Raw genomic sequence first — 21,348 nt, 5'->3', positions numbered from 1 at the left:
ACGCCAACGCCGCTGGCGCATGCTTGCTTCCAGAGGCCTTATCAGAGCTGAGCCATGCAGATGTTGGTGTGTCCCTGCCCGACAAAGCCAAGCCGGTTGGCGGCACCCTTGGAGAGGTCGATCACACGGCCCTTGATGAACGGCCCGCGATCATTGATGCGCACGACAATGGAACGACCATTGCGCTGATTGGTAACCTTGACCTTCGAGCCGAAGGGCAGGGTGCGGTGAGCGGCGGTCAAATCGGATGGGTTCATCCGTTCGCCGGATGCAGTCTTGGAACGCAAGGCATACCAGGATGCGCCGCCGCAGGCTGAGCCTGCATGTGCTGAAACGGCGCCGAGCATGAGGAATAGCACCGATGCCGAAAGGACGGTGCGGATGCTTGCGATAGATACCATGGTGATGTTCGCACTTGTGGTAGCCCGCGGCAGAACTGCCGGACTGAAGACACACGCATTGAAGATTGACCCCCGGGCAAGTAGATCACGGCGTGAGCGAGTAATTGCTTCTATTTTGGAGAAATGTGGCCCTGAGGTGGCCCGCCAAAGCAAGATCGGTCGAGATCAGCGGTAAAGAGCAGCCAAGTTACTAAAAAAGCTTGTCTTAATATGATTCAAAACGTGATCGGAAATGCTTCTCTATAGAAAGGTATTTCTGCCCGTTTGGCAAAATATGGCGATAATGTGATGGATATTCACCGCATTATTGCGCTCTATTTGCCCAGCAGCACAACCCGACTCATGAATATGGTTAAAATGGATTAACTATAAAGAACTAGAACGCCCCGGCTTGGGAAAGCCGGGGCGCAATATTCGGTAAAAAGTGATCGCTTTTAGACGAGAGCTTGTGGATCAAGGGCGTGAATGATGCCGCGAAGTTCGGCAAGGCCGCGCAAGCGACCGATGGCGGGGTAGCCCGGGGTCACTTCCTTGTTGAGATCGTCGAGCATGCGGTGACCATGGTCCGAGCGGAAGATGATGCTGCGCGACTTGTCGCGTTTGCGGTCCTCGGCAAGGAGTTCGCGCAAGACAGCCACCATATCGACGTCGCCTTCGAGATGCGCTGCCTCGTGGAAGGTGCGCCCGTCCCCCTCGCGCGTCGTTGCCCGCAGATGGGCAAAGTGAATGCGGTCGGCAAAGCGCCGGGCGATTGCGGGCAGATCGTTGTCGGCGCGCACGCCAAGGCTGCCCGTACAATAGCACATGCCGTTGGCGGGCGAAGGCACCGCTTCGAACAGCGCGGCATAGTCAGCCTCCGTCGAGGCGATGCGCGGAAGCCCGAACAGCGGGCGCGGCGGATCGTCGGGATGCAGTGTCAGCTTGACACCGAGATCATCGGCGACGGGGGTCACGGCCAGCAGGAACTCGATGAGGTGCTGGCGAAGCTTGTTGGCATCGATACCTGAATAGGCCTCCAGCTTGTCGCGGAACGCCGGAATCGTCAGCGGTTCGGTGGTCGAGCCGGGAAGGGCGCTGGCGATATTGCGGGTAAGATCAGCGATTTCCTGGGCGCCCATGGCGGCATAGAGCTCGGCCGCGATCTCCTGGTCGGCTTGCGAATATTCGCTTGCAGCACCCTTGCGTTGCAGGATGTGCAGATCGAACACAGCGAACATGTTGTGGTCGAAACGCATCGCCGTGGACCCGGTCGGCGTGACGTAGTCGAGTTCGGTGCGGCACCAGTCGACAACAGGCATGAAGTTGTAGCAGATGACCTTGATGTCATTGGCCGCCAGAGCTTCCATACTGGCGATCCAGGCGGCAATTTCGTTCTTCGCCATGCCGCCTGTCCGTTTCACGGCGTCTGGAATTGGAATGCTTTCGACCACTGACCAGGTCAGCTGCGAGCGGCCGTCCGGCGTCGATTCGATCATTGACTTGCGCTCTTGAACCTGAGCGGTGGTCCAGGCTTCGCCGATCGGTACGTCGTGCAGCGCGGAGACGATATCGGTCGCCCCGGCTTGACGCACATTATCCAGCGACACGCCCGCCTTCGGGCCAAACCATCGCCATCCCTGACGCATGCATTCCTCCGTAGTGTGTTTTATCTCGTCCGGATCAGATGAATGATTCCGGGTGGCTTTTTCTCAATTCGTCGACATCGGGGATGACGGCGTCGAGGTGCTTCCGCATGGCAGCGCAAGCTGCCGCCACATCATGGGCCTCAATGGCGTTGCGGATGATCCGGTGCTCGGAAAGCACGTGTTCCATGCGCCCCAGAGCGGGAAGGGTCATGCGCCGCGCCCGGTCGATCTGTACCTTCACCGGCTTCAAGTAGCGCCAGATGCCGGGATGTCCCGAAATGGCAGCAATCGCCTCGTGAAAGGCCTCGTCGGCTTCATGGAATGCGCCCATGTTCTGGCGGTCGGCGAAGAATTGCTGCCGCGCCAGAACCTCGTCTAGACGTTCAATGTCCTTAGCGGTCGCTCGCGATGCGGCCCGCTCGACGGTCGCGCCTTCCAGCGCCTGCCGGATGACGACAGCCTCAGGTATAAGCGCAACAGGAATGCGAGCAACAAAGGTTCCGGACTGGGGAAACACGTCGACAAGGCCATCTTCAACGAGGCGGATCAGCGCCTCGCGAACCGGCGTCCGGCTGACACCGAAGCGTTCGGTGAGCACCTTTTCGTTCAGCGGCGTTCCGGGCGTCATCTCCATCGAAACGATGGCTGCATGGAGTTCGCGATAAATGGCTGTCGCCGTGGTGACCCGGGCAACAGGCGCTGCTCCCCCATGCCGAACGGGCCGCACATTGGTAGCGCCGGGCGTGACGATCGTCTCGGACGCCAAAAGGACGACGCTTTTTTCTCCCGCCTGCTTTGCTGCCATTCAAGCGCTCCATTTCCTCATTTTGGATCCTTCAATCCTCAATGATGGAATTCCACCCAAATTCCTAGATGCTCCGATCCGCCGCGAAGTGACTTTCCGCGCGCGATCGGGTGTTGACATACTAATATATTATTCTCTAGTGTTCGCCAAGGCCAATACCGGCAAATCTCTGAAGATAATGGCCTCGCGGGCATCGGTACCAAGCTTTGGTGTCACTGGGTCCCGATATTGTAGATACAGCAAGGAAGTTGAAGAATGGCCCTCAACCCCGACCGGTTGTTTCCAATCGAGCCTGACGCGCGCGCCATCGCGCGGCGCTTGTTCGAGACCGTGGAGCGGTTGCCGATTGTCTCCCCGCACGGCCATACCGACCCGCGCTGGTACGCGGATGATGAAGCATTTCCCGATCCGGCAAGCCTCTTCGTCAAGCCAGATCATTATATTTTTCGTATGCTTTACTCACAAGGCGTGCGCCTCGAGACGCTTGGCGTTGCGCGAAAGGACGGCGGGGCCGTCGAGACGGACGGACGCACCATCTGGCAGACGTTTGCGCGGCATTTCCACCTGTTCAGGGGAACGCCTTCCCGCCTGTGGTTCGAGCATGCGCTCGAAACCGTTTTCGGTATCGATGAACGGCTCAATGAAAAGAATGCGGACACGCTCTACGACCGGATCGCCGAACGCCTGACTGATCCGGCCATGCGTCCGCGCGCGCTTTACAAGCAGTTCGGCATCGAGGTTATTTCGACCACCGACGCGGCAACAGATGATCTTGCCGCACACGATGCGATCCTGCGCTCAGGTTGGGATGGCCGCGTTGTCCCGGCCTACCGGCCCGATGCGGTCGTCGATGCCGCGCAGCCGGCTTTTCGCTCGAATGTGGAAAATTTCGCCGCACTGGCTGGCGTTAATCTCGACTATGCCGGCTACCTCGAAGCGCATCGCCTGCGCCGCGCTTATTTCAAGGCGCGCGGCGCGACATCCACTGACCATGGCCACCCGACGGCCCGCACGGCAAATCTTTCGCCGGTGGAGGCTGCGAGCCTGTTCGATCGCGTTTTGCAAGGAGCCTCTCTTGCCGATGCAGAACTCTTCCGTGCGCAGATGCTGACCGAGATGGCGCGCATGAGCGTTGAGGACGGCCTGGTCATGCAGATCCACCCCGGCTCCTTCCGCAATCATAATCCGGAAATTTTCGGCCGCTTCGGACCGGACAAGGGCGCCGACATTCCGCGCGCCACCGGCTACGTGGAAGAGCTGAAGCCCTTGCTCGATGCATTCGGCAACGATCCGCGGCTGACGCTTATCCTGTTCACGCTCGACGAGACCAGCTACAGCCGCGAGCTAGCGCCGCTTGCCGGGCATTATCCGGCCTTGCGCCTCGGACCGGCCTGGTGGTTCCACGACAGTCCGGAAGGCATGCACCGCTTCCGCGAACTGACGACCGAAACCGCAGGTTTCTACAACACCGTGGGCTTTAACGATGACACGCGCGCCTATCTTTCGATCCCTGCCCGCCACGATATGGCGCGCCGCGTCGATTGCGCATTTCTCGCACGCCTTGTCGCCGATCACCGGCTTGATGAGGACGAGGCGCAGGAGGTGGCGGTCGAACTTTCCTACCGCCTCGCCAAGCAGGCATACAAGCTTTAGGAATGGACATGACCGAGCAAAATCAACTGTCCGCTGACACGCTGGCTCGCCTCGGCAAGGATGTGCAAAGACCGGCTTACGATCGAAATCAGATGAATACCGGGATTGTACACCTTGGTATTGGCGCGTTCCACCGCGCCCATCAGGCAGTCTACACCGATGCCGTGCTGGCGAGCGGCGACAATCGCTGGGGCATCCTCGGGGTTTCGTTGCGCAGTGCCGACACACGAGATGCGCTGCAATCACAGGACGGCCTCTATACGGTTGCCGTGCGTAATGGCAGCGGCGATCGTTTCAGCGTTATTGGCAGCATCACGAGCGTTCTTGTGGCGCCTGAAAATCCGCAAGCCGTTTTGTCGGCAATGGTCGAACCTTCCGTCAAGATCATCTCGCTGACGGTAACGGAAAAGGGCTATTGCTATGCGCCCGCGACCGCTTCACTCGACGAAAGTCACCCGGATATCGTTCACGACCTTGCGCATCGCGCTGCGCCGCGTTCGGCGATTGGTTTCATCGTAGAGGCACTCGCGCGCCGTCGTGAAAACGGGACGGAGCCGTTTACGCTCCTGTCGTGCGACAATCTTCCGGCAAACGGCGAAACCCTCAAGCGGGTCGTCCTGCGCTTTGCCGAATTGCGCGATCCTGATCTGGCGACGTTCATCCGCGAAAGCGTCGCCTTTCCTTCGACGATGGTTGATCGCATTGTTCCGGCGACGACCGATACGGATCGCACAATTGTCGAGCAGGCGACCGGGCTGCGCGATGCCTGGCCGATCATGACCGAGCCGTTTACGCAATGGGTGGTGAAGGACCATTTCCCATCCGGGCGTCCCGCATGGGAGAAAGTCGGCGTCACCTTCGTTGAAGACGTCGATGCGTTCGAATTGATGAAGTTGCGCCTCCTTAACGGCAGTCACTCGACTCTCGCCTATCTCGGCTATCTTGCTGGGCACGAGACAGTATCCGACGTGATGCAGGCGGAAGGCTTTTCTGCCTTCATCGAAGCGATGATGGACGAAGAGATTACGCCGACCCTGCCGCCGCTTTCAGGCTTCGACCTTTCGTCCTATAAGGCGCAGCTGCGCGAGCGCTTCCGCAATCCGGCTCTGCGCCACCGCACATGGCAGATCGCCATGGATGGCTCGCAAAAACTGCCGCAGCGGCTGTTGAACACGATCCGCAAGCGCATCGAACAGGGCAAGCCCTTCAAACGGCTGGCGCTCGGCGTCGCGGGCTGGATGCGCTACGCCACGGGGACAGACGAGCGCGGACAGCCGATCGACGTTCGCGATCCGCTGGCAAACGATTTCCGCGAACGCACGCATGGCAAAACCTCGGCCGCCGACCTTCTCGACGCCTATCTAGGGATGCAGCAGATATTTGGCAAAGACCTTGCGGACAATGATGAGTTTCGCCGCGCCGTGGGTGGGGCACTGGAACAACTGCTGCGAGATGGCGCCGCTGTGACTGTAGCAAAAGCTGGAAGAGACTAAAGCCTTGCTATCCTGATCTGATAGATTAATATATCAAATCTCAAAACAGGCCGGTCCGGGAACCCGGTCGCAGTCTCAACGCAGGACATTGGGAAATCCAAAGGGAGGAATAATATGATCCGCATTACACGCAGACAGGCCATTGGCGGTCTGGCAGCAGTCGCCGCGCTACCCGCCACGCGGCTCTTTGCTCAGTCGAAGCTGGCACTGCCGACTTCGCCGGTCGCGATCAATGTCGCTGACGTTGCTGGCAACCTCGCATTGACGCAGGCCGCAATCGAGAACTATGCGAAGGCGAAACCGGAACTGGTATCCAAGATCACCTTTACCAAGGCGCCGGCACCCGAACTGCCCGGCAAGATCAAGGCACAGCAGGCGGCCAATCGGCTCGATATCGATCTCGTGCTCACCGGTACGGACGCGCTCTCCGCGGGGCTCGAACAGGATCTATGGATCAAGCTTCTCCCGGATCACGCCGCATCGCTGCCTGATCTTGCGAAAATCTATCTTGAACCGGCTCATCGCATGCTGGCGCTCGGCAAGGACCATGGCGTCGTCGTTACCTATTACCCCTCGGGGCCACTGCTTGAATACATGCCGGATCGGGTGAAGAAGGTACCGACCACAGCCGAAGAGCTGCTGGCGTGGGCCAAGGAGAACCCGAACAAGTTCCTTTATGCGCGTCCGGCAAATTCCGGTCCAGGCCGTACCTTCCTCATGGGCCTGCCCTACCTTCTTGGCGATAGCGATCCGCGCGATCCGGTCAAGGGCTGGGACAAGACGTGGGCTTACCTCAAGGAACTAGGCCAATATATCGAATACTACCCAACAGGCACCGGCGCGCTGATGAAGGAACTCGGCGAAGGTACGCGCGACATGACGGTGTCGACGACCGGCTGGGATATCAACCCGCGTGTCCTCGGCGTTGTTCCGAAGGAAGCGGCAGTTGCTCCGCTCAAGGGCTTCCATTGGGTCGCCGACGCGCATTACATGTGCGTGCCGAAAGGCGTCGCAGATGAGAAGGTTGCGGTGCTCCTCGATCTCATGAGCTTCCTGCTCACGCCCGAGCAACAGGCCTACACCTACGACCAGGGCTACTTCTATCCGGGTCCGGCGGTGAAGGACGTGACGCTTTCCATGGCGCCGCAGGAAAGCCAGGACGCGATCGCCGAATTTGGCCGCAAGGAATATGCCGACTGGATTGCCAACAACCCGATCGAGGTTCCGCTCGAGCCATCGTCGATGGTGGTGGCATTCCGGCGCTGGGATGAGGAAGTCGCAGCCAAGAAGTCATAATTTATTGTTTCATCGGCGCGGCCCGGCGATGCCGGACCGCGCACAGCCATGAGGTTTCCAGATGCTGCTTGCATCATCGCCATTTCGCGAAATTCGTCTCGATCAAATGAGCCGTGCCTTCGGTGCGCATAACGCGCTGAAGAGCGTCTCGCTTTCCATTCGCAAGGGGGAATTTATCGCCCTCCTCGGCCCCTCAGGTTGTGGCAAGTCGACGGCGCTCAACTGCATTGCCGGGCTCCTGGCAACCACGGGCGGCGGCATATTCATCGACGACAAGCGCATCGACACCTTGAAGCCCGAGGATCGCGGGTTCGGCATGGTGTTTCAGAACTATGCCCTGTTCCCGCACATGACTGTGCGCCAGAACATTGGCTTCGGCCTGAAGATGCGCAAAGTCGCGAAGGCCGAAATCGACAAGCGGGTCGAAGAGGCACTGAATCTCGTGCGCCTGCAAGGTCAGGGCCACAAGCTGCCGGGCCAGTTGTCGGGCGGCCAGCAGCAGCGCGTTGCCATCGCGCGCGCCATCGTCATCGAACCTCCGCTCGTCCTCATGGACGAGCCATTGTCGAATCTGGATGCCAAACTCCGGCTCGAAATGCGCGCCGAAATACGCCGCATTCACAATCAGCTCGGCGCAACAACGATTTACGTTACCCACGACCAGGATGAGGCCTTGTCCCTAGCTGATCGCGTCGTGGTCCTGCGCGACGGAGAGATCAGGCAGGTTGGCGTCCCGAGCGATCTCTACGAGCGCCCCGATCATCTGGATGTCGCCGAATTCATGGGATACCGCAATCGCCTGACCGGCAAGGTCGTCGCCAAGGAAGGCGACCGCGCAACCGTCACCGTCGGCAATGCGACCTTGACCGGCACCGCTCGCTCATCCCTGAAGCCCGGAGATACGGCCGTCATTGCCGCCCGTGCCGACGACGTCGTTGCCGGCGAAAAATCGGCGCAGACTGTCGAGGCCGTGGTTGAGACGATCGAGTATCGCGGCCGCGAATTTGTCGGGACGGCGCGCACCGCTAGCGGCCTCGAACTTGTTTTCCACGCCGGTCACTCCGCGGAACTCGGCAGTTCCATCTGGCTGTCAGTTGATCCGGCGCGTGCGCTGGCTTTTGCGGCGTGACGGCCATGGCGAGCATTACCGCATCCTCCTCTCCGTCCGAGTATCGCCTGCCACTGCGCCAGCGGCTGGCGGTGCGCGGCATTGATGGCGTTACGCTTCTGGTACTGCCGGCATTCCTGTTCTTGCTGGCCGTATTCGTTTATCCATTCATCTATGGCCTGGTCCTTTCCTTCACGCCCAAGGAAGGCGGCCTCTTTGGCAATTATCAGAAGTTTTTCTCCGACCCGTTTCTCTACGATACGATCCTCACGACGCTGTGGCTCGCCGTACCGGTGACGATCATCAGCATCGCCATCGCCATTCCGGTGGCCCTGCGGGTGCGGCTGCTGAAGCATCAGCGGCTCTTGACGACAATCCTGGTTCTTCCGGTCACATTGGGCACGGTGCTCGTCGCCGAAGGGCTCCTGAACTATCTCGGCCCGCAAGGCTGGTTCAGCCGCACCCTCATCCAGTTCGGCATGATCGACCGGCCGCTCAAGCTCACCAACAATTATTGGGGCGTGTTCGCGTCGTTGATCATCACCGGCTTCCCGTTCACGTTCCTGCTGACGTTGTCCTACGTATCGGGCATCGACCCGGCGCTGGAACAGGCCGCCGCCACCCACGGCGCTAGCAGCTGGCAGCGCTTCCGCCATGTCATGCTGCCGCTTCTGGTTCCCGGCCTTGCCATCGCTTTCTGCCTGTCCTTCGTCCAGGCCTTCGCGGTGTTTCCTTCCGCGGTCTTGCTGGGCGCGCCTGCCGGACCGACGCGCGTCATTTCGATTGCGGCCTACCAAGCGGCATTCGAGCAATATGATTATTCGATGGCATCGGCGATCGCCATGATCATGGCGGCTGTGCAGCTGTTGATCGTCGTCGCCATTCTCGTCATTCGCAACATGTTCTATCGCGGCTCGACCGCTGGCGGAAAGGGCTGATCCATGATCCGCGACACAACAATTGCTGCAAAGCTATGGATCACCGCCGTTTGGGTACTGGTGGGCTTCTTTGTCCTCAATCTCCTTGCCATGATCACTACCGTGATCTTCTCTTCCTTCGCCACCCGTTGGCTCGGCACGTGGCTGCCGGCCGGATGGACCACGAAGTGGTATTTCACCGCCTGGACCGAGTTCCAGCTCGGCGACGTCCTGCTCGTCACCTTCCAGATCGTCTTCGCCGTGGTCGCCCTGTCGGGGATACTTGGCGTGACCGCAGCCTACGCGCTGGCGCGCAGGGATTTTCCCGGCAAGAAACTGGTCATGCTGCTCTTTCTGTTGCCGCTGCTGGTCCCGCCGATCACCTTTGGTATTCCCCTCGCAACGGTACTTTATCAGGCGGGCGTGGGCGGCACGTTCTGGGGCGTGGTTCTCGCCAATCTCGTGCCGACAGTGCCCTTCGTCATCCTGGTCATGATCCCGTTCATCGAACAGATCGATCCCAAGATCGAAGCCGCCGCACGCGTCTTCGGTGCGGGGACGTTCCAGCTCTTCATCCACGTTCTCCTGCCGATGCTTCTGCCGGGTATCCTTGCGGCTCTCCTTCTCGTGCTCGTGCGCACCGTCGCAATGTTCGAGCTGACGTTCCTAACCGCCGGGCCGACGAGCCAGACACTTGTCGTCGCGCTCTACTATTCGGTGTTTGCGTCGGGCGTTCGCGCCGTGCAATCGATCGACGCCATGGCAGTGGTCTACATGATCACGACGCTGGTCTGGCTGCTCATCGCACTGCGCTTCGTCAACCCGACGCAGATCGTGGCGCGTGCCAAGCATCAGCAAACAGCCGCCTGACCGTAGAGGCAGGGATGAAAGGAAACGGGAGCCATTGGCTCCCGTTTTCGTTTCAATGCCTGCAGCCTTGTCGGCTACATCGTTGCGCCAATCTGCCAGGGCACGAATTCCGCATCGCCATAGCCGAGCTGCTCGGACTTGCTCGGCGCGCCGGAAGCAACCTTTAGAACCCGTTCGAAGATTTCCTGGCCCTTCGCCTCGATAGAGACACCGTCGAGAATGTCACCGCAATTGATGTCCATGTCCTCGATCATCTGGTTGTACATCGGCGTATTGGTGGCAAGCTTGATCGAAGGCGTCGGCTTGCAGCCATAGGCCGAGCCGCGGCCTGTGGTGAAGGCAAGTACATTGGCGCCGCCGGCAACCTGTCCTGTCGCTGAAACAGGATCGTAGCCGGGCGTATCCATGAAGACGAGCCCATGGGAAGTGATGGGCTCGGCATAGCCGTAGACGGCCTCGAGCGGCGACGTGCCCGACTTCGCAACAGCACCAAGCGACTTTTCGAGGATAGTGGTGAGACCACCGGCCTTGTTGCCCGGCGACGGATTGTTGTTCATCTCCATCTTGTTGCGGGCGGTATAATCCTCCCACCAGGCAATGATCGATTGCAGCCGCTCGACCGCCTGCGGGTTCGAGGCGCGCTCGATGAGGAGATGCTCGGCGCCGTAGATCTCCGGCGTTTCGGAAAGAATCGCCGTACCGCCATGCTTGACGAGGAGATCAACTGCAGCGCCGAGGGCGGGATTGGCGGTAATGCCGGAATAGCCGTCGGACCCGCCGCACTGCAAAGCGAGCATGAGTTCCGAGGCGGGAATGGTTTCGCGCCGAACGTTCGCGGCGACGGGCAGCATGTCACGGACGGCCGCAATGCCCGCTTCCATCGTCTTGCGGGTGCCGCCGACTTCCTGGATCGTCAGGCTGCGGAACGTGTCGTTCTCAACGATATTATACGTTTCTTTCCAGCGGCCGATCTGGAATGCCTCACAGCCGAGCCCGACCATGAGCACAGCGCCGATGTTCGGGTTGGTGGCGTAGCCCCACTGCGTGCGCTTCAGAACTTCGTAGCCTTCGCCGTTCGTATCCATGGCGCAGCCGCCGCCATGGACGAGTGGTATGATGCCATCGATCGTTGGATATTCATCGAGAAGCCCCGACTTGCGCACCGCCTCGGCGATAAATCGCGCCACCGAGGCCGAGCAGTTCACCGAGGTAAGGACGCCGATATAGTTGCGCGTACCGGCACGGCCATTGGCGCGGCGGAAGCCCTCGAACGTGGCGCGCTGCGTCAGCGGCAGCAAACCGCTCCCGTGCGGCGCGTGGCCCGCATCCGCCTCACGCACGAAATCGCTGTAGTTCAGATTATGTTCGTGCACCCATTGGCCAGGCTCGATCAGCTTCGATGCCGAGCCGATGATCTGGCCGAACTTGCGCACAGGCTCGCCCTCGGCAATGACTCGCGATGCCAGTTTGTGGCCGCGCGGCACCCGATCGGCAACCGTGACGCCCTCGATTTTTTGCCCGGCCTGAAACGAGTCGACGGCAACGACGACGTTGTCGCTGGCGTGCAGCCGCAAATGACGAGGGGCGGTAAGCGTGTCCATGAAATTCTCCAGGTTGAATTAATATATTAGTTGGAGAGGGTAGCAGTTTCAATGCGTCATGTTAGCGTTGCCCGCATCATAGCACCGCGGGGACCTTTCGGGGGCGAGAACTTGTAGCCAATGCGCGGGCTGGTTCAGGTCACATCGAGTGACTGGTCGTCCCGTTTGCGGCGGGAAACGTTCATTTCCGCACGCTCGCGCGCCATGTTGCTCACGGCCTTGCGCAGTGCCGGGTGACGGGACATGAAGACGTTGAAGTCGCGCCGCTCAAGCACGAGGAACGCGCAAAAGTCGACGGCAATAACATCTGCCGTGCGCCTGCCGCCGCTGAGGAGCGCCATCTCGCCAAAAAAAGCGCCGGCGTCCAGCCGGACATTGTCATCCGCCAGTTCAACCTCGACCGCGCCGGAAGCAATGAAATAGAGCCCGTCCGGACGATCGCCCTTGCGCAGGACGCGCTCGCCGGGTGATGCGGATTTCGGCCGGAACAGTAGCAAGAGTTCCTCCTGCGAATTCTCGTCGACCTGGGAGAAAAGCGGAAATGTCTCGCAAAGCTGCTGCATCTCCAGCTGGTGCTGCCGGTTGCGCTCGTCATTGGCGGCGCGGATCTGCTCGACCGCGTGATTAAGCTTTTCAAACTTCACCTTGCCGTACGTCGCGTACACTGTTGGCCAGGTTGCCTGCAGCTTCTTCTGGATGGCCTCACCGGCGAGCAATACCAGCGGGTTGAGCGTGATCGACAGAATCGCCCCGGCGAGGATAAGGTCCTGCCCCTCGCGGGGAAGCAAGCCAAGCGTGACGCCGAGCCCGGCAAGGATGAAGGAAAATTCACCGATCTGGGCGAGACCGGTCGATATGCGCACGCCCATGCCCAAGGGGTAGCGCAGCACGAGCACCACCAAAAAGGCGATCAGCGATCTGCCGATGATGATCAACACGAGAACGGCGATCACCGCGATCGGCTCGCGAACGATGATCGAGGGATCGAAGAGCATGCCGACGGAAACAAAGAACAGGACGGCAAACGCATTTTGCAGCGGCAGGGAATCGGCGGCGGCACGGTGGCTGAGGCGCGATTCACTCATGACGACGCCGGCAAAGAAGGCGCCGAGCGCAAAGGAAACGCCGAAGATTGCCGCGGACCCGTAGGCGATGCCGAGGGCGAGGGCGAGCACGGACAAGGTGAACAGCTCCGAGGAGCCGGTGCGGGCAACCAGCGTCAAAAGCCATGGCACGACCTTCGGCCCGACAAAGACGGCGATGCCGGTAAAGGCTGCAACCTTGAGCAAGGTGATGGAAATCGTTGTGGCAATCGAAAGATCGCTGGCCGCATGGGCGACGGCATGGCCGCCCAGGACTTCCGCAAAGGCCGGCAAGAGCACGAGAGCCAGCACCATCGCCAGATCTTCGACAATGAGCCATCCAACGGCCACGCGGCCGCCGACGGATTCGATCAGGTTGCGCTCCTCCAACGCCTTCAGGAGCACGACCGTGCTGGCAACGGACAGGCTGAGACCGAAGACCAGTCCGGCTCCGAGACCCCAGCCCCATAGCGACGCAAGGCCCATGCCGAGCAGGGTTGCAAGTACGATACGGCCAAGCGCGCCCGGCACGGCAATGCCGCGCACGGCCAAGAGATCAGCTGCGGAAAAATGCAGGCCCACACCGAACATCAGCAAAATGACGCCCATTTCCGCCAGCTGGCCGGCCAGCGACGCGTCTGCCATGAAGCCAGGCGTGTAGGATCCCATGAGGATGCCAGCGACGAGATAACCGACGAGGGGCGGAAGGCGCAGCCTGTCCGCGGCATAGCCGAGGATGGCGGCGAACACGAAGCCAACGGCAACGGTTGCGATCAATGCGACTTCCTGGTGCACCCTCAGCCTTCGATTGTTTGGTGTTTTCCCACGAGACAGGTTGCGGTCGAACAACCGTGCCGCCTCAGGGTACAACCTAACCTTGATGCTTACATGCTGCCATAAAAATTTTCAGATGCGGATAACAGGTACCGGGCTTTCCCACGCCTGAAGCGATCAAGGATGCCGAGACCACGTTACAAGGAAGAAGCGGGGTCGCCGAAACGGCCCCGCCCTGTTCCTATTGGATAAGCTGAACGCCCGGCAGCGGATTGGCTGTCGGCTTCGAGTAGTCGCCGGCCGGGCCCGAAGGCGGCGTCCACTCCGCACCCCATTCGGTGGGAGTGGTGGATAGGTCGAAGTTCAGCTTGCCACCGTCCTTGATCTTGTCGAGCGGAAGCCAGGTGCCCTGATAGGTCGCCCCATTCAGTTTCATCTCCTTGATATATCGGGCGTCTTCAGCGACCGGTGCGGCGTGGCCGAGCATAGCCGGCCGGTCGGTCGAAATGCGCAGCTTTTTCCCGTTCCCGAGCCACATCGAGATACCCTTGAACTGCGGAGTGGAAACCGCAAGACCGGGGTCGGACGGGATCACAGGATAGAGGCCGAGCGTCGCCAGGACGTACCATGCGGATGTGGCGCCCATGTCGTCATTGCCTGGCAAACCGCCTGCGGCCAGCGAGAAGTTTTTTCGCATGATGGTCGGGATGATGTACTGCGCGTATTTCGGTGCGCCTGCCCAATTATATGCCCAAGGCGTCTGGAAGGACGGTTCGTTGCCAATATAGTACGTCGTGCCGCTTTCACTTGCGTTCAGTTGACCACCCTCCGGCTCCTTGCCGAACGGGTTGGCCTTGTCGAGCGCGAACAGGCTGTGCAGCCGCGTCAACGCTGCCTGTTTGCCGCCGAGCTTGTCCATCAGCGAGGCCCAATCGTGGGCGAAGGCCCAGATGTAGTGGGGCTCCGTACCCTCATGGAACACGCCATCCTCCCATACGCCGGCCTTGTTTTTGGCGCGTAGCTTCAACTGACCAGCCGTCGTGTCGAAGATGTTGGACCAGTTCTTCGAGCGCGCATAGAGCTGGGAGATCTGGTCCTTGTCGGTGGATGCTGTCGGCAGCCGCGACAGGAACGATGCGGCAGAGCGATCGGAGGTCACCATCTCGACCGTTGCCGACGATTCCTTCCAGTCCGCGACTGCGTCCGTCGGGATGTAGCCATATTGGAGCCAGTCCGGCAAGGCGGGCTTATCGGCGTTACGGCCGACGCTGAGCTTGTCGTTGCACGCGCTCTTGGGGTCGAAAGTCGACTGGATCACATATTTGCGGGCGGTCTCGGTGTCGAATTTCTTGGCGCCGAATACATACGAGCCTGCAACGACATTCAAGCCATGGTCGCCCTGCATCGGGATTGTGTCTTCAGAGCCGTCGACCCAGTGTGGGAACGCTCCACACTGCTGCGCATCGGCGACGAGCGACTGCATCATATCGCTCGCCTCGTCCGGCGCGATGAGAGCGACAAGTTGCGCGGCCGAGCGATAGGTATCCCACATGGAGAAGCCGGAATAGTGGGTCGTATACCCGGCGTCCTTGCCGTCGATCTTGAACCTGTATTTCGACACGTTCTCGACCTCGCGCGCAGGCAGCGACCCGCTCGCAGCTTTGAGATCGGCCTGTTTCATGCTGCGATAGTCGCCATTGAGATCGCTATACACGGTCGGGCCGCTGAAGACCCGATAGAGGGTGGTGTAGAATTTGGTGAGATTGTTGATCGCAGCCTGTTTGAGATCGGCGCTAGCCAGCCTGTCCGCCTCACCCGGCTTGGCGAGATCGATCTGGATCGTGTTCAACCGCTTGTTCCACATATCGAGCGCCTGCTTGCGCATGTCGTCGAACGACCAGGCGGTGTTTTCGCCTTTCAGGTTTTTTGCTGCATCGCCGAGAAGATTGGCCTTGGCATTTTCGATGCTGACCGAAGAGACGCCGATCTTAATCTGCACCGTCTTGTCCGTATCGCTCAGTGCAAACTGCAGCGTTGCCACGTCACTGCCCGCATCGGCCGTGCCACTGGTGAGGGGCTTATCAAAGGTTGCGTAGAAATAAACCGGTTGGTTCCAGGTGCCATCGCAGAACTTGCTGGCGACAGCGTTCCCGGAGATCGTTCTGGCGTCGACATCGACCTTCAGCCCAGCTTGATCCTTAGGCACACCTGAAGACTTGTTCGAGTTGTTCAACAAGGAATTCAGTATGAAGTAGGCCTTCGTGGCATTGGCATAGGTTACCCGCATCATGCCAGTGCGCGTCGTCGCGGCTGTCTCGACGGTGATGTTGTTATCGAACTTGACCTTGTAGTAGCCGGGTTCGGCGCTCTCATTGTTGTGCGAGTACGAAAGACCCGAAGAGAGGCTCTGCGTCGCCGATTCCGCGGGCAGCATCGCCACGGTACCCTGGCCACGGCAGCCTGGACCATTCAGATGCGTCATGCTAAAGAATTGAATTGAGGAGTCGCCGTAGTAGTAGCCGCCCGAACCATAACCCCAGCCCTGGCTGCTGCCTCTCGTGTCCGGCCCGAAGCTGACCATTCCAAAGGGAGTTTGTGCACCGGGATTGACGTTACCGGAGTGTCCACCTCCGGTGTCGGACATGGACGTCCCGATGAAAAGATTGACATATTTCGTCAGCGAGGCGTCGGAGCGAGGGCGCAGGAATTCGAGGCTTTCTTCCCATGGGCCCGAATAGGGCGCCAGGCGCTTGTCGAGCGTTGCCGTGGTTTCGGCGATTTTCTTGGCGAGGATTTCGAGGGTCTTCGGCAGCGCTTCGAGGTCGGCCGAAAGCTTGGCTGCGGTCTCCTTGTCGCCACTGCCAAGAGCAGCGCTGACCTTCTCGGTGAGCAGACGGGCGTCGCTTGTGCCCTTGTCGAATTCGGCGAGCGACGTCTTGAAGTCGTCGTTGATCGATGCCGCCTGCTTGGCGAAATCGGCGATCTTGGCCTTGTCGTCGGCCGAAAGGCTGGACATCGCCTGAACGGCGGCAATATCCTTCATCGTCTGATTGAGGCGCGGCAGCAGCGCCGCGAAAGACTGGCGGGCTGCGTCAGTGGCCTTCAGGCGGTCGGAAGCTGCCGGAAAGTCGATGGTGCTAATCTTGGAGGCCGTGGCGGAAACGGTCAGCTTGTGATCGGCTTGCTGCAGATCGGACAGTGTCGTGAGGCTCGTCTTCAATGCGGCAAGGTCCGATGCCAGCTTGTCGAGCTGTTCCTTGGTGGCTGCCTTCTTTTCGAGCGCGGTAATGTCGGCGCCAAGGGTCGTCTTCACCCCGGCGAGGCCGGTGGTGAGCGTATCGAGCTGTTGCTGGGTGGCGGATGACTTGTCGAGGGTGGAAAGGGCGGTGGTTAGCGCGTCAACCCGCTCCTGCAGCCCTTTGAACTCACCGGTCAGCGCGCCGCCCTCGGCCTCGCCTGCACTCGCCCTGGCCTGCAAGGTGGACAGGTCGGTGGTGATCGTCTGCAGGTCGCTCTGCAGCTGGCCGACCGTGACGCTCACCGTGGCCGTGCCGGCAGCCGCCGCCTGTAATTCGCCGACCTTGGCATTGAGCTTGGCATTGTCCTGCTTCAGCGCATCGACATTACTGGCAAAAGTGCTCGATGCTGCCTCGGCGTCTATCTTGTCATCCGAATCGCATCCGGCAAGCATGGTACAGCCAAGCAGCCCGGCAAGCAGCGTTCGCGTTATGGTCATGAATTCCTCCAAATGAATCAGTATTGAAAGGCGGTGCTTAAATCGATTTAGAATATGCGTGAGTTTATAGATCCGCAGGCAACGCCACACATGGGTGCGTTGCCGTGCAGATAATGGAATCCGTTTTTGTATGGCTGCGCCTGGGCCTCCCTTCCCACGCATTCCTCCAGAGTTGGCGACAATAGTCGCGCTGTCATAAAAGCGTCAATTATCCCAAAGTCTAACGGCTCTCCTTCGAATTATTGTAGGCGGGGATTGAACATTGCGAGCCCGCAAAGCAGTCTTGCGGCATGAATAATCGAGGCAACATTCTGGTAACGGGCGCGGCGGGTTTCGTGGGCCGTGAAACCGTAAGGCAGCTGCTGGCCAAAGACTGGCACGTCCGTGGGCTGGTACGTTCCGAAGTGCGAAAGGAATCTGCGCCGCACGCCCGTTTGTCGCTGCATAAGGTGGGTGATATCAGCGCTATTTCCGACTGGTCGCTACTTGTGTCCGGTTGCCGGGTCGTCGTCCATCTTGCAGCGCGAGCGCACAAGACAGGCGAATTTCCCGACGCTTCGCAGGCGCTCTTCCGGCGCACCAATGTCGACGCCACGATTGCTCTGGCGCGCGCGGCGCTCGCCGCCAAGGTAAAGCGTTTCGTCTTCGTGAGTTCCGCAGGCGTCATGGGCGATTTTTCGCAACGCCCCTTTACCGAAGCCGATCTGCCGCAACCTGCCAGCGCCTACGCCATGAGCAAATGGCAGGCGGAACAGGCGCTTCAGGATATCTGCCGCCAAGGCGCCATGGAACTTGTGGTTCTCCGCCCGGTCCTCGTCTACGGTCCGGGCAATCCCGGCAATCTGGAGCGTCTCATGCGCTTGATTAAGATCGGCATGCCGCTGCCGCTGGCTTCAGTCGACAACCGGCGCAGTCTGCTCAATGTTGGTCACCTGGCGGCGATCATTGCAGAGGCCGCGCAGTTGCCTGCTGCGGCCGGAAAGACCGTGCTTCTCGCCGATGGCAACGACGTATCGACCCCTGAGTTGTTGCGCGCTTTTGCCGAGGGCATGGGCGTCAAAGCGAGGCTTTTCCCTATGCCCTCTTCCTTCTTGCTCACCATGGCGCGATTGCTTGGCAGGTCGCGCGATGCGGAGCGCTTGCTCGGATCATTGCAGGTCGATACGAAATTGAAAACCGAGCTTTTTGGTGCATTTCCGCGTGATGCGACAATCCGCGGTCTCATCGAAACCGGACGATCCGAACGGTAGCGGCCTTGACATTTGAATAGGCATGAGAGTGTTTTACCTTACGCCGAGGATGGGGGGATAGATGACACACCTGACAGTCCTGGCATTTGCAGTGGTTGCCTTCATTGGCATTGCGACGCCTGGTCCAACCGTGATCCTCGCCCTGACGAATGGCTCGCGCTTCGGCGCCAGGACCGCCTGTTTTGGCATGGCGGGGGCGGTGCTTTCCGACTTTGCCCTCATCGGCGCGGTGGCGCTTGGCCTTGGCGCTCTACTCGCGGCGTCCGAGTTCTGGTTTTCCGTCGTCAAGTGGATCGGCGTCTTCTATCTCACCTTCCTGGGTGTGATGCTTATCCAATCAAAGGGAACGCTCGAACTGTCCAACATGACTGCACATCCCGGGACATCCGTTTCGGTGCGGTCGGTGTTCCTGAAAAGCTTTGCTGTCGCGGTCACCAATCCCAAGGGCTATCTCTTCTTCTCGGCCTTCCTGCCCCAGTTCGTTGATCCAGCTTTGCCGCAGCTACCGCAATACATGGTGTTGGCCGCAACATTCGCCGCCATCGATTTCATGGTGATGTTCGGGTATGCGATGCTCGGTTCGCGCGCTGCGCGCTTTCTGCGCAGGTCCGGTGCAATGTGGCTCGATCGCGTATGCGGCGGGGCCATGCTGATGCTGGCAGCTTCGCTGGCATTCTATCGCCGCGCAAATGCCTGAGGGCTTATGAACGGGCTGCGCCTTGCCGGCGCATGGCCCATTTGAGCCCGGCAATGACGGCGAGGGCAAACATCGGCCACACGGCCCAGAATGTGCCCGACCACGAGAACAGATTGATGGCCGCAAGGCCAAGCCCGATGACGGCCAATGTGCCGATGCCGCGGTCGATCGTCCTTGTCCCGCGCACCCAGATCAGCGCCGCCAACGTGGCGAGGGCAAGGATCGGCCACCGGGCCCAGAATTCACCTTCCCATGTTAGAAGATTGATGCCCGCGAGCATGGCGGCAATCACTGCGAGCACGCCGAAGCTGCGCCGGGGCGCCGATTGTGCGGTGGACGGCTCCCTTAGGACTGACTGCAAGGGCGCTGGCCGGGCATCGCGTCCGTAGGGGCTTTCCGGTTGCCGCGGCGCGTCAGCGTTGCCGGGTCCGCCGATACGCACCGCATAACTCGGCACGCCCTCTTCGATGTTCTTCACATTGAGCGCGCCGAGAAAATCAAAACCGACCGCAACCTTGTTGCGCACCTGATCATAGACGGTATGCGAGATGACGATGCCGCCCGGCCGAGCGCTCGCTTGCAGGCGCGCAGCGATGTTGACGCCGTCCCCATAAATGTCCTCGCCCTCGGCGATGACGTCGCCGAGATTGAGCCCGATGCGAAACAGCATGCGGTCACCTTCGGAGCGGTCACCATTATAGCCGGCAAGCTCGTTCTGAACGTCGATCGCAGCGCGCACCGCCTCGACCACGCTCGGGAACTCGGCGATCACGCCGTCGCCCCAGGTATTGATCACACGCCCGCCATGCAATGCGATGAGGCCAGCCATCGCGTCGCGATATTGCTTCAGCGTATCGAGGGTGCCTTCCTCGTCAGCCTGCATCAGCCGGGTATAATCCTGGACATCGGCGGAAAAGATGGTCGTCAGCTTGCGGCGCGTTTCGGACATCGTTTCACTCTCGTTGCGAGCGAGCGACTGAAGCAAGAAGGCTCCAGTCACGCTATGAGATATAGCGATTTAAGATGGCCGGGTAAATGCGCAAACGGTTCAAATAGCCGCGACGGTGCTCCAAGGTGGCTCCGATCGCTTGGGTCAGAAGCCCAACGTCGGCCTTAACGACATCGAACGGCCAAATGTCGAATGAAATTGAAATATTGGGAAATGGTGCCCAGAAGAGGACTCGAACCTCCACGCCTTGCGGCACACGGACCTGAACCGTGCGCGTCTACCAATTCCGCCATCTGGGCAGCGGGGTCTCATGTAAGGGGCGGCTTTGAGTCTGTCAATCCATTTAGAGCGCTTCGCGTTTAAATAGAACGCGTTGTGCAATTTCGCGCCCTTTGCGCCTCGTTGGTGCCGGAAAAGGCCGGCCCAGCGCCAGCCTTCGCTCGTGACAACAGGGCGGCTCCAGACCGATCAGCCCGCCAGCACTTCCTTCGAGGCGACCGTCGAGTCCGCATTCAGCTTGTAAACGATCGGAACGCCCGTCGCGAGTTCTTGCGAGACGATCTCTTCGCCCGTCAGGCCGTCAAGCGCCATGATCAGCGCCCGCAGCGAGTTGCCGTGGGCGGCAACGAGAACGGTCTCGCCACGCAGGACATGCGGCTGCACGTCGTGCAGGTAATAGGGCCATACGCGCGCGCCGGTATCGCGCAGGCTCTCGCCTCCGGGAGGCGAGACGTCATAGGAGCGGCGCCAGATATGGACCTGCTCCTCGCCCCATTTGGCGCGGGCATCATCCTTGTTGAGACCGGAAAGATCGCCGTAGTCGCGCTCGTTCAAGGCCTGATTGCGAATGGTCTCGAGGCCCGTCTGTCCGACTTCTTCCAGGATATGGTCGAGCGTCGCCTGCGCGCGCGAAAGAACCGACGTATAGGCGATGTCGAATTGCAGGCCTTTCGCCTTCAGGCGCTTGCCCGCTTCGATCGCTTCCTTATGGCCGAGTTCCGTGAGGCCCGGATCGCGCCAACCGGTGAAAAGGTTCTTCAAATTCCATTCGCTCTGGCCGTGGCGGACAAGGACGAGGGTTCCGGACATGG

General features: G+C 60.1%; 16 protein-coding genes and 1 tRNA gene. 8 read left to right on the top strand and 9 right to left on the bottom strand.

Going from position 1 to position 21,348, the window contains the following annotated elements:
- Positions 1-41: 41 nt before the first annotated feature.
- From BR48_RS0108280 to BR48_RS0108270, 3 genes are all read right to left on the bottom strand, one after another.
- Positions 42-347 (bottom strand): septal ring lytic transglycosylase RlpA family protein, encoded by a 306-nt coding sequence (locus tag BR48_RS0108280; protein ID WP_051614846.1) that lies wholly within the window; start codon positions 345-347, stop codon positions 42-44.
- Positions 348-835: 488 nt separating this feature from the next.
- A complete protein-coding gene (uxuA, locus tag BR48_RS0108275; protein WP_027230865.1) occupies positions 836-2,026 on the bottom strand; it encodes a mannonate dehydratase in 1,191 nt (396 codons plus the stop codon).
- A 34-nt stretch (positions 2,027-2,060) separates the two neighbouring features.
- The gene (locus BR48_RS0108270) at positions 2,061-2,831 is read right to left on the bottom strand and encodes a GntR family transcriptional regulator (RefSeq protein WP_027230864.1); all 771 of its coding nucleotides are present in this window, start codon (positions 2,829-2,831) and stop codon (positions 2,061-2,063) included.
- 255 nt (positions 2,832-3,086) lie between these two features.
- Between BR48_RS0108270 and uxaC the strand changes: the two genes are divergently transcribed.
- The 6 genes from uxaC to BR48_RS0108240 all read left to right on the top strand — a co-directional run bounded on the left by uxaC (position 3,087) and on the right by BR48_RS0108240 (position 10,168).
- Positions 3,087-4,484 (top strand): glucuronate isomerase, encoded by a 1,398-nt coding sequence (gene uxaC / locus BR48_RS0108265; RefSeq protein ID WP_027230863.1) that lies wholly within the window; start codon positions 3,087-3,089, stop codon positions 4,482-4,484.
- A gap of 8 nt (positions 4,485-4,492) precedes the next feature.
- Positions 4,493-5,977 carry a mannitol dehydrogenase family protein gene (locus BR48_RS0108260; RefSeq protein ID WP_027230862.1) on the top strand — a complete coding sequence of 495 codons (1,485 nt, stop codon included), beginning with the start codon at positions 4,493-4,495 and terminating at the stop codon, positions 5,975-5,977.
- 117 nt (positions 5,978-6,094) lie between these two features.
- Complete coding sequence (locus BR48_RS0108255) at positions 6,095-7,273, top strand: extracellular solute-binding protein (protein ID WP_027230861.1); 1,179 nt, start codon at positions 6,095-6,097, stop codon at positions 7,271-7,273.
- A gap of 61 nt (positions 7,274-7,334) precedes the next feature.
- A complete protein-coding gene (locus BR48_RS0108250; protein WP_027230860.1) occupies positions 7,335-8,402 on the top strand; it encodes an ABC transporter ATP-binding protein in 1,068 nt (355 codons plus the stop codon).
- Positions 8,403-8,407: 5 nt separating this feature from the next.
- On the top strand, positions 8,408-9,319 hold the full coding sequence (locus BR48_RS0108245; protein ID WP_027230859.1) for a sugar ABC transporter permease: 912 nt from the start codon (positions 8,408-8,410) through the stop codon (positions 9,317-9,319).
- Positions 9,320-9,322: 3 nt separating this feature from the next.
- Complete coding sequence (locus BR48_RS0108240) at positions 9,323-10,168, top strand: ABC transporter permease subunit (protein ID WP_027230858.1); 846 nt, start codon at positions 9,323-9,325, stop codon at positions 10,166-10,168.
- Positions 10,169-10,242: 74 nt separating this feature from the next.
- Here the strand turns inward: BR48_RS0108240 and BR48_RS0108235 are convergent, their stop codons facing one another.
- The 3 genes from BR48_RS0108235 to BR48_RS0108225 all read right to left on the bottom strand — a co-directional run bounded on the left by BR48_RS0108235 (position 10,243) and on the right by BR48_RS0108225 (position 17,361).
- Positions 10,243-11,769 (bottom strand): altronate dehydratase family protein, encoded by a 1,527-nt coding sequence (locus BR48_RS0108235; RefSeq protein ID WP_027230857.1) that lies wholly within the window; start codon positions 11,767-11,769, stop codon positions 10,243-10,245.
- A gap of 134 nt (positions 11,770-11,903) precedes the next feature.
- Positions 11,904-13,646: a cation:proton antiporter gene (locus BR48_RS0108230; protein ID WP_027230856.1), complete on the bottom strand. Its 1,743-nt coding sequence runs from the start codon at positions 13,644-13,646 to the stop codon at positions 11,904-11,906.
- Positions 13,647-13,866: 220 nt separating this feature from the next.
- Positions 13,867-17,361 (bottom strand): GH92 family glycosyl hydrolase, encoded by a 3,495-nt coding sequence (locus tag BR48_RS0108225; RefSeq protein ID WP_197030336.1) that lies wholly within the window; start codon positions 17,359-17,361, stop codon positions 13,867-13,869.
- Positions 17,362-17,651: 290 nt separating this feature from the next.
- Here BR48_RS0108225 and BR48_RS24135 point away from each other — a divergent pair, with 290 nt between their 5' ends.
- Together BR48_RS24135 and BR48_RS0108215 are read left to right on the top strand one after the other, a co-directional pair.
- On the top strand, positions 17,652-18,611 hold the full coding sequence (locus tag BR48_RS24135; protein ID WP_036813553.1) for an NAD-dependent epimerase/dehydratase family protein: 960 nt from the start codon (positions 17,652-17,654) through the stop codon (positions 18,609-18,611).
- Between the two features lie 61 nt (positions 18,612-18,672).
- Positions 18,673-19,308 (top strand): LysE family translocator, encoded by a 636-nt coding sequence (locus tag BR48_RS0108215; protein WP_027230854.1) that lies wholly within the window; start codon positions 18,673-18,675, stop codon positions 19,306-19,308.
- A gap of 4 nt (positions 19,309-19,312) precedes the next feature.
- Here BR48_RS0108215 and BR48_RS0108210 read toward each other — a convergent pair whose 3' ends face one another.
- The 3 genes from BR48_RS0108210 to BR48_RS0108195 all read right to left on the bottom strand — a co-directional run bounded on the left by BR48_RS0108210 (position 19,313) and on the right by BR48_RS0108195 (position 21,346).
- Positions 19,313-20,257 carry an adenylate/guanylate cyclase domain-containing protein gene (locus BR48_RS0108210; protein ID WP_027230853.1) on the bottom strand — a complete coding sequence of 315 codons (945 nt, stop codon included), beginning with the start codon at positions 20,255-20,257 and terminating at the stop codon, positions 19,313-19,315.
- A gap of 214 nt (positions 20,258-20,471) precedes the next feature.
- Positions 20,472-20,556, bottom strand: a tRNA-Leu gene (locus tag BR48_RS0108200).
- A 169-nt stretch (positions 20,557-20,725) separates the two neighbouring features.
- A complete protein-coding gene (locus BR48_RS0108195; RefSeq protein ID WP_027230851.1) occupies positions 20,726-21,346 on the bottom strand; it encodes a 2,3-bisphosphoglycerate-dependent phosphoglycerate mutase in 621 nt (206 codons plus the stop codon).
- Positions 21,347-21,348 lie beyond the last annotated feature (2 nt).

Source organism: Phyllobacterium sp. UNC302MFCol5.2, from assembly GCF_000686005.1.
GTDB classification, from domain to species: domain Bacteria; phylum Pseudomonadota; class Alphaproteobacteria; order Rhizobiales; family Rhizobiaceae; genus Phyllobacterium; species Phyllobacterium pellucidum.
The sequence above is the reverse complement of the archived record's forward strand: the minus strand, read 5'-3'. Positions and strand labels throughout refer to the sequence as shown.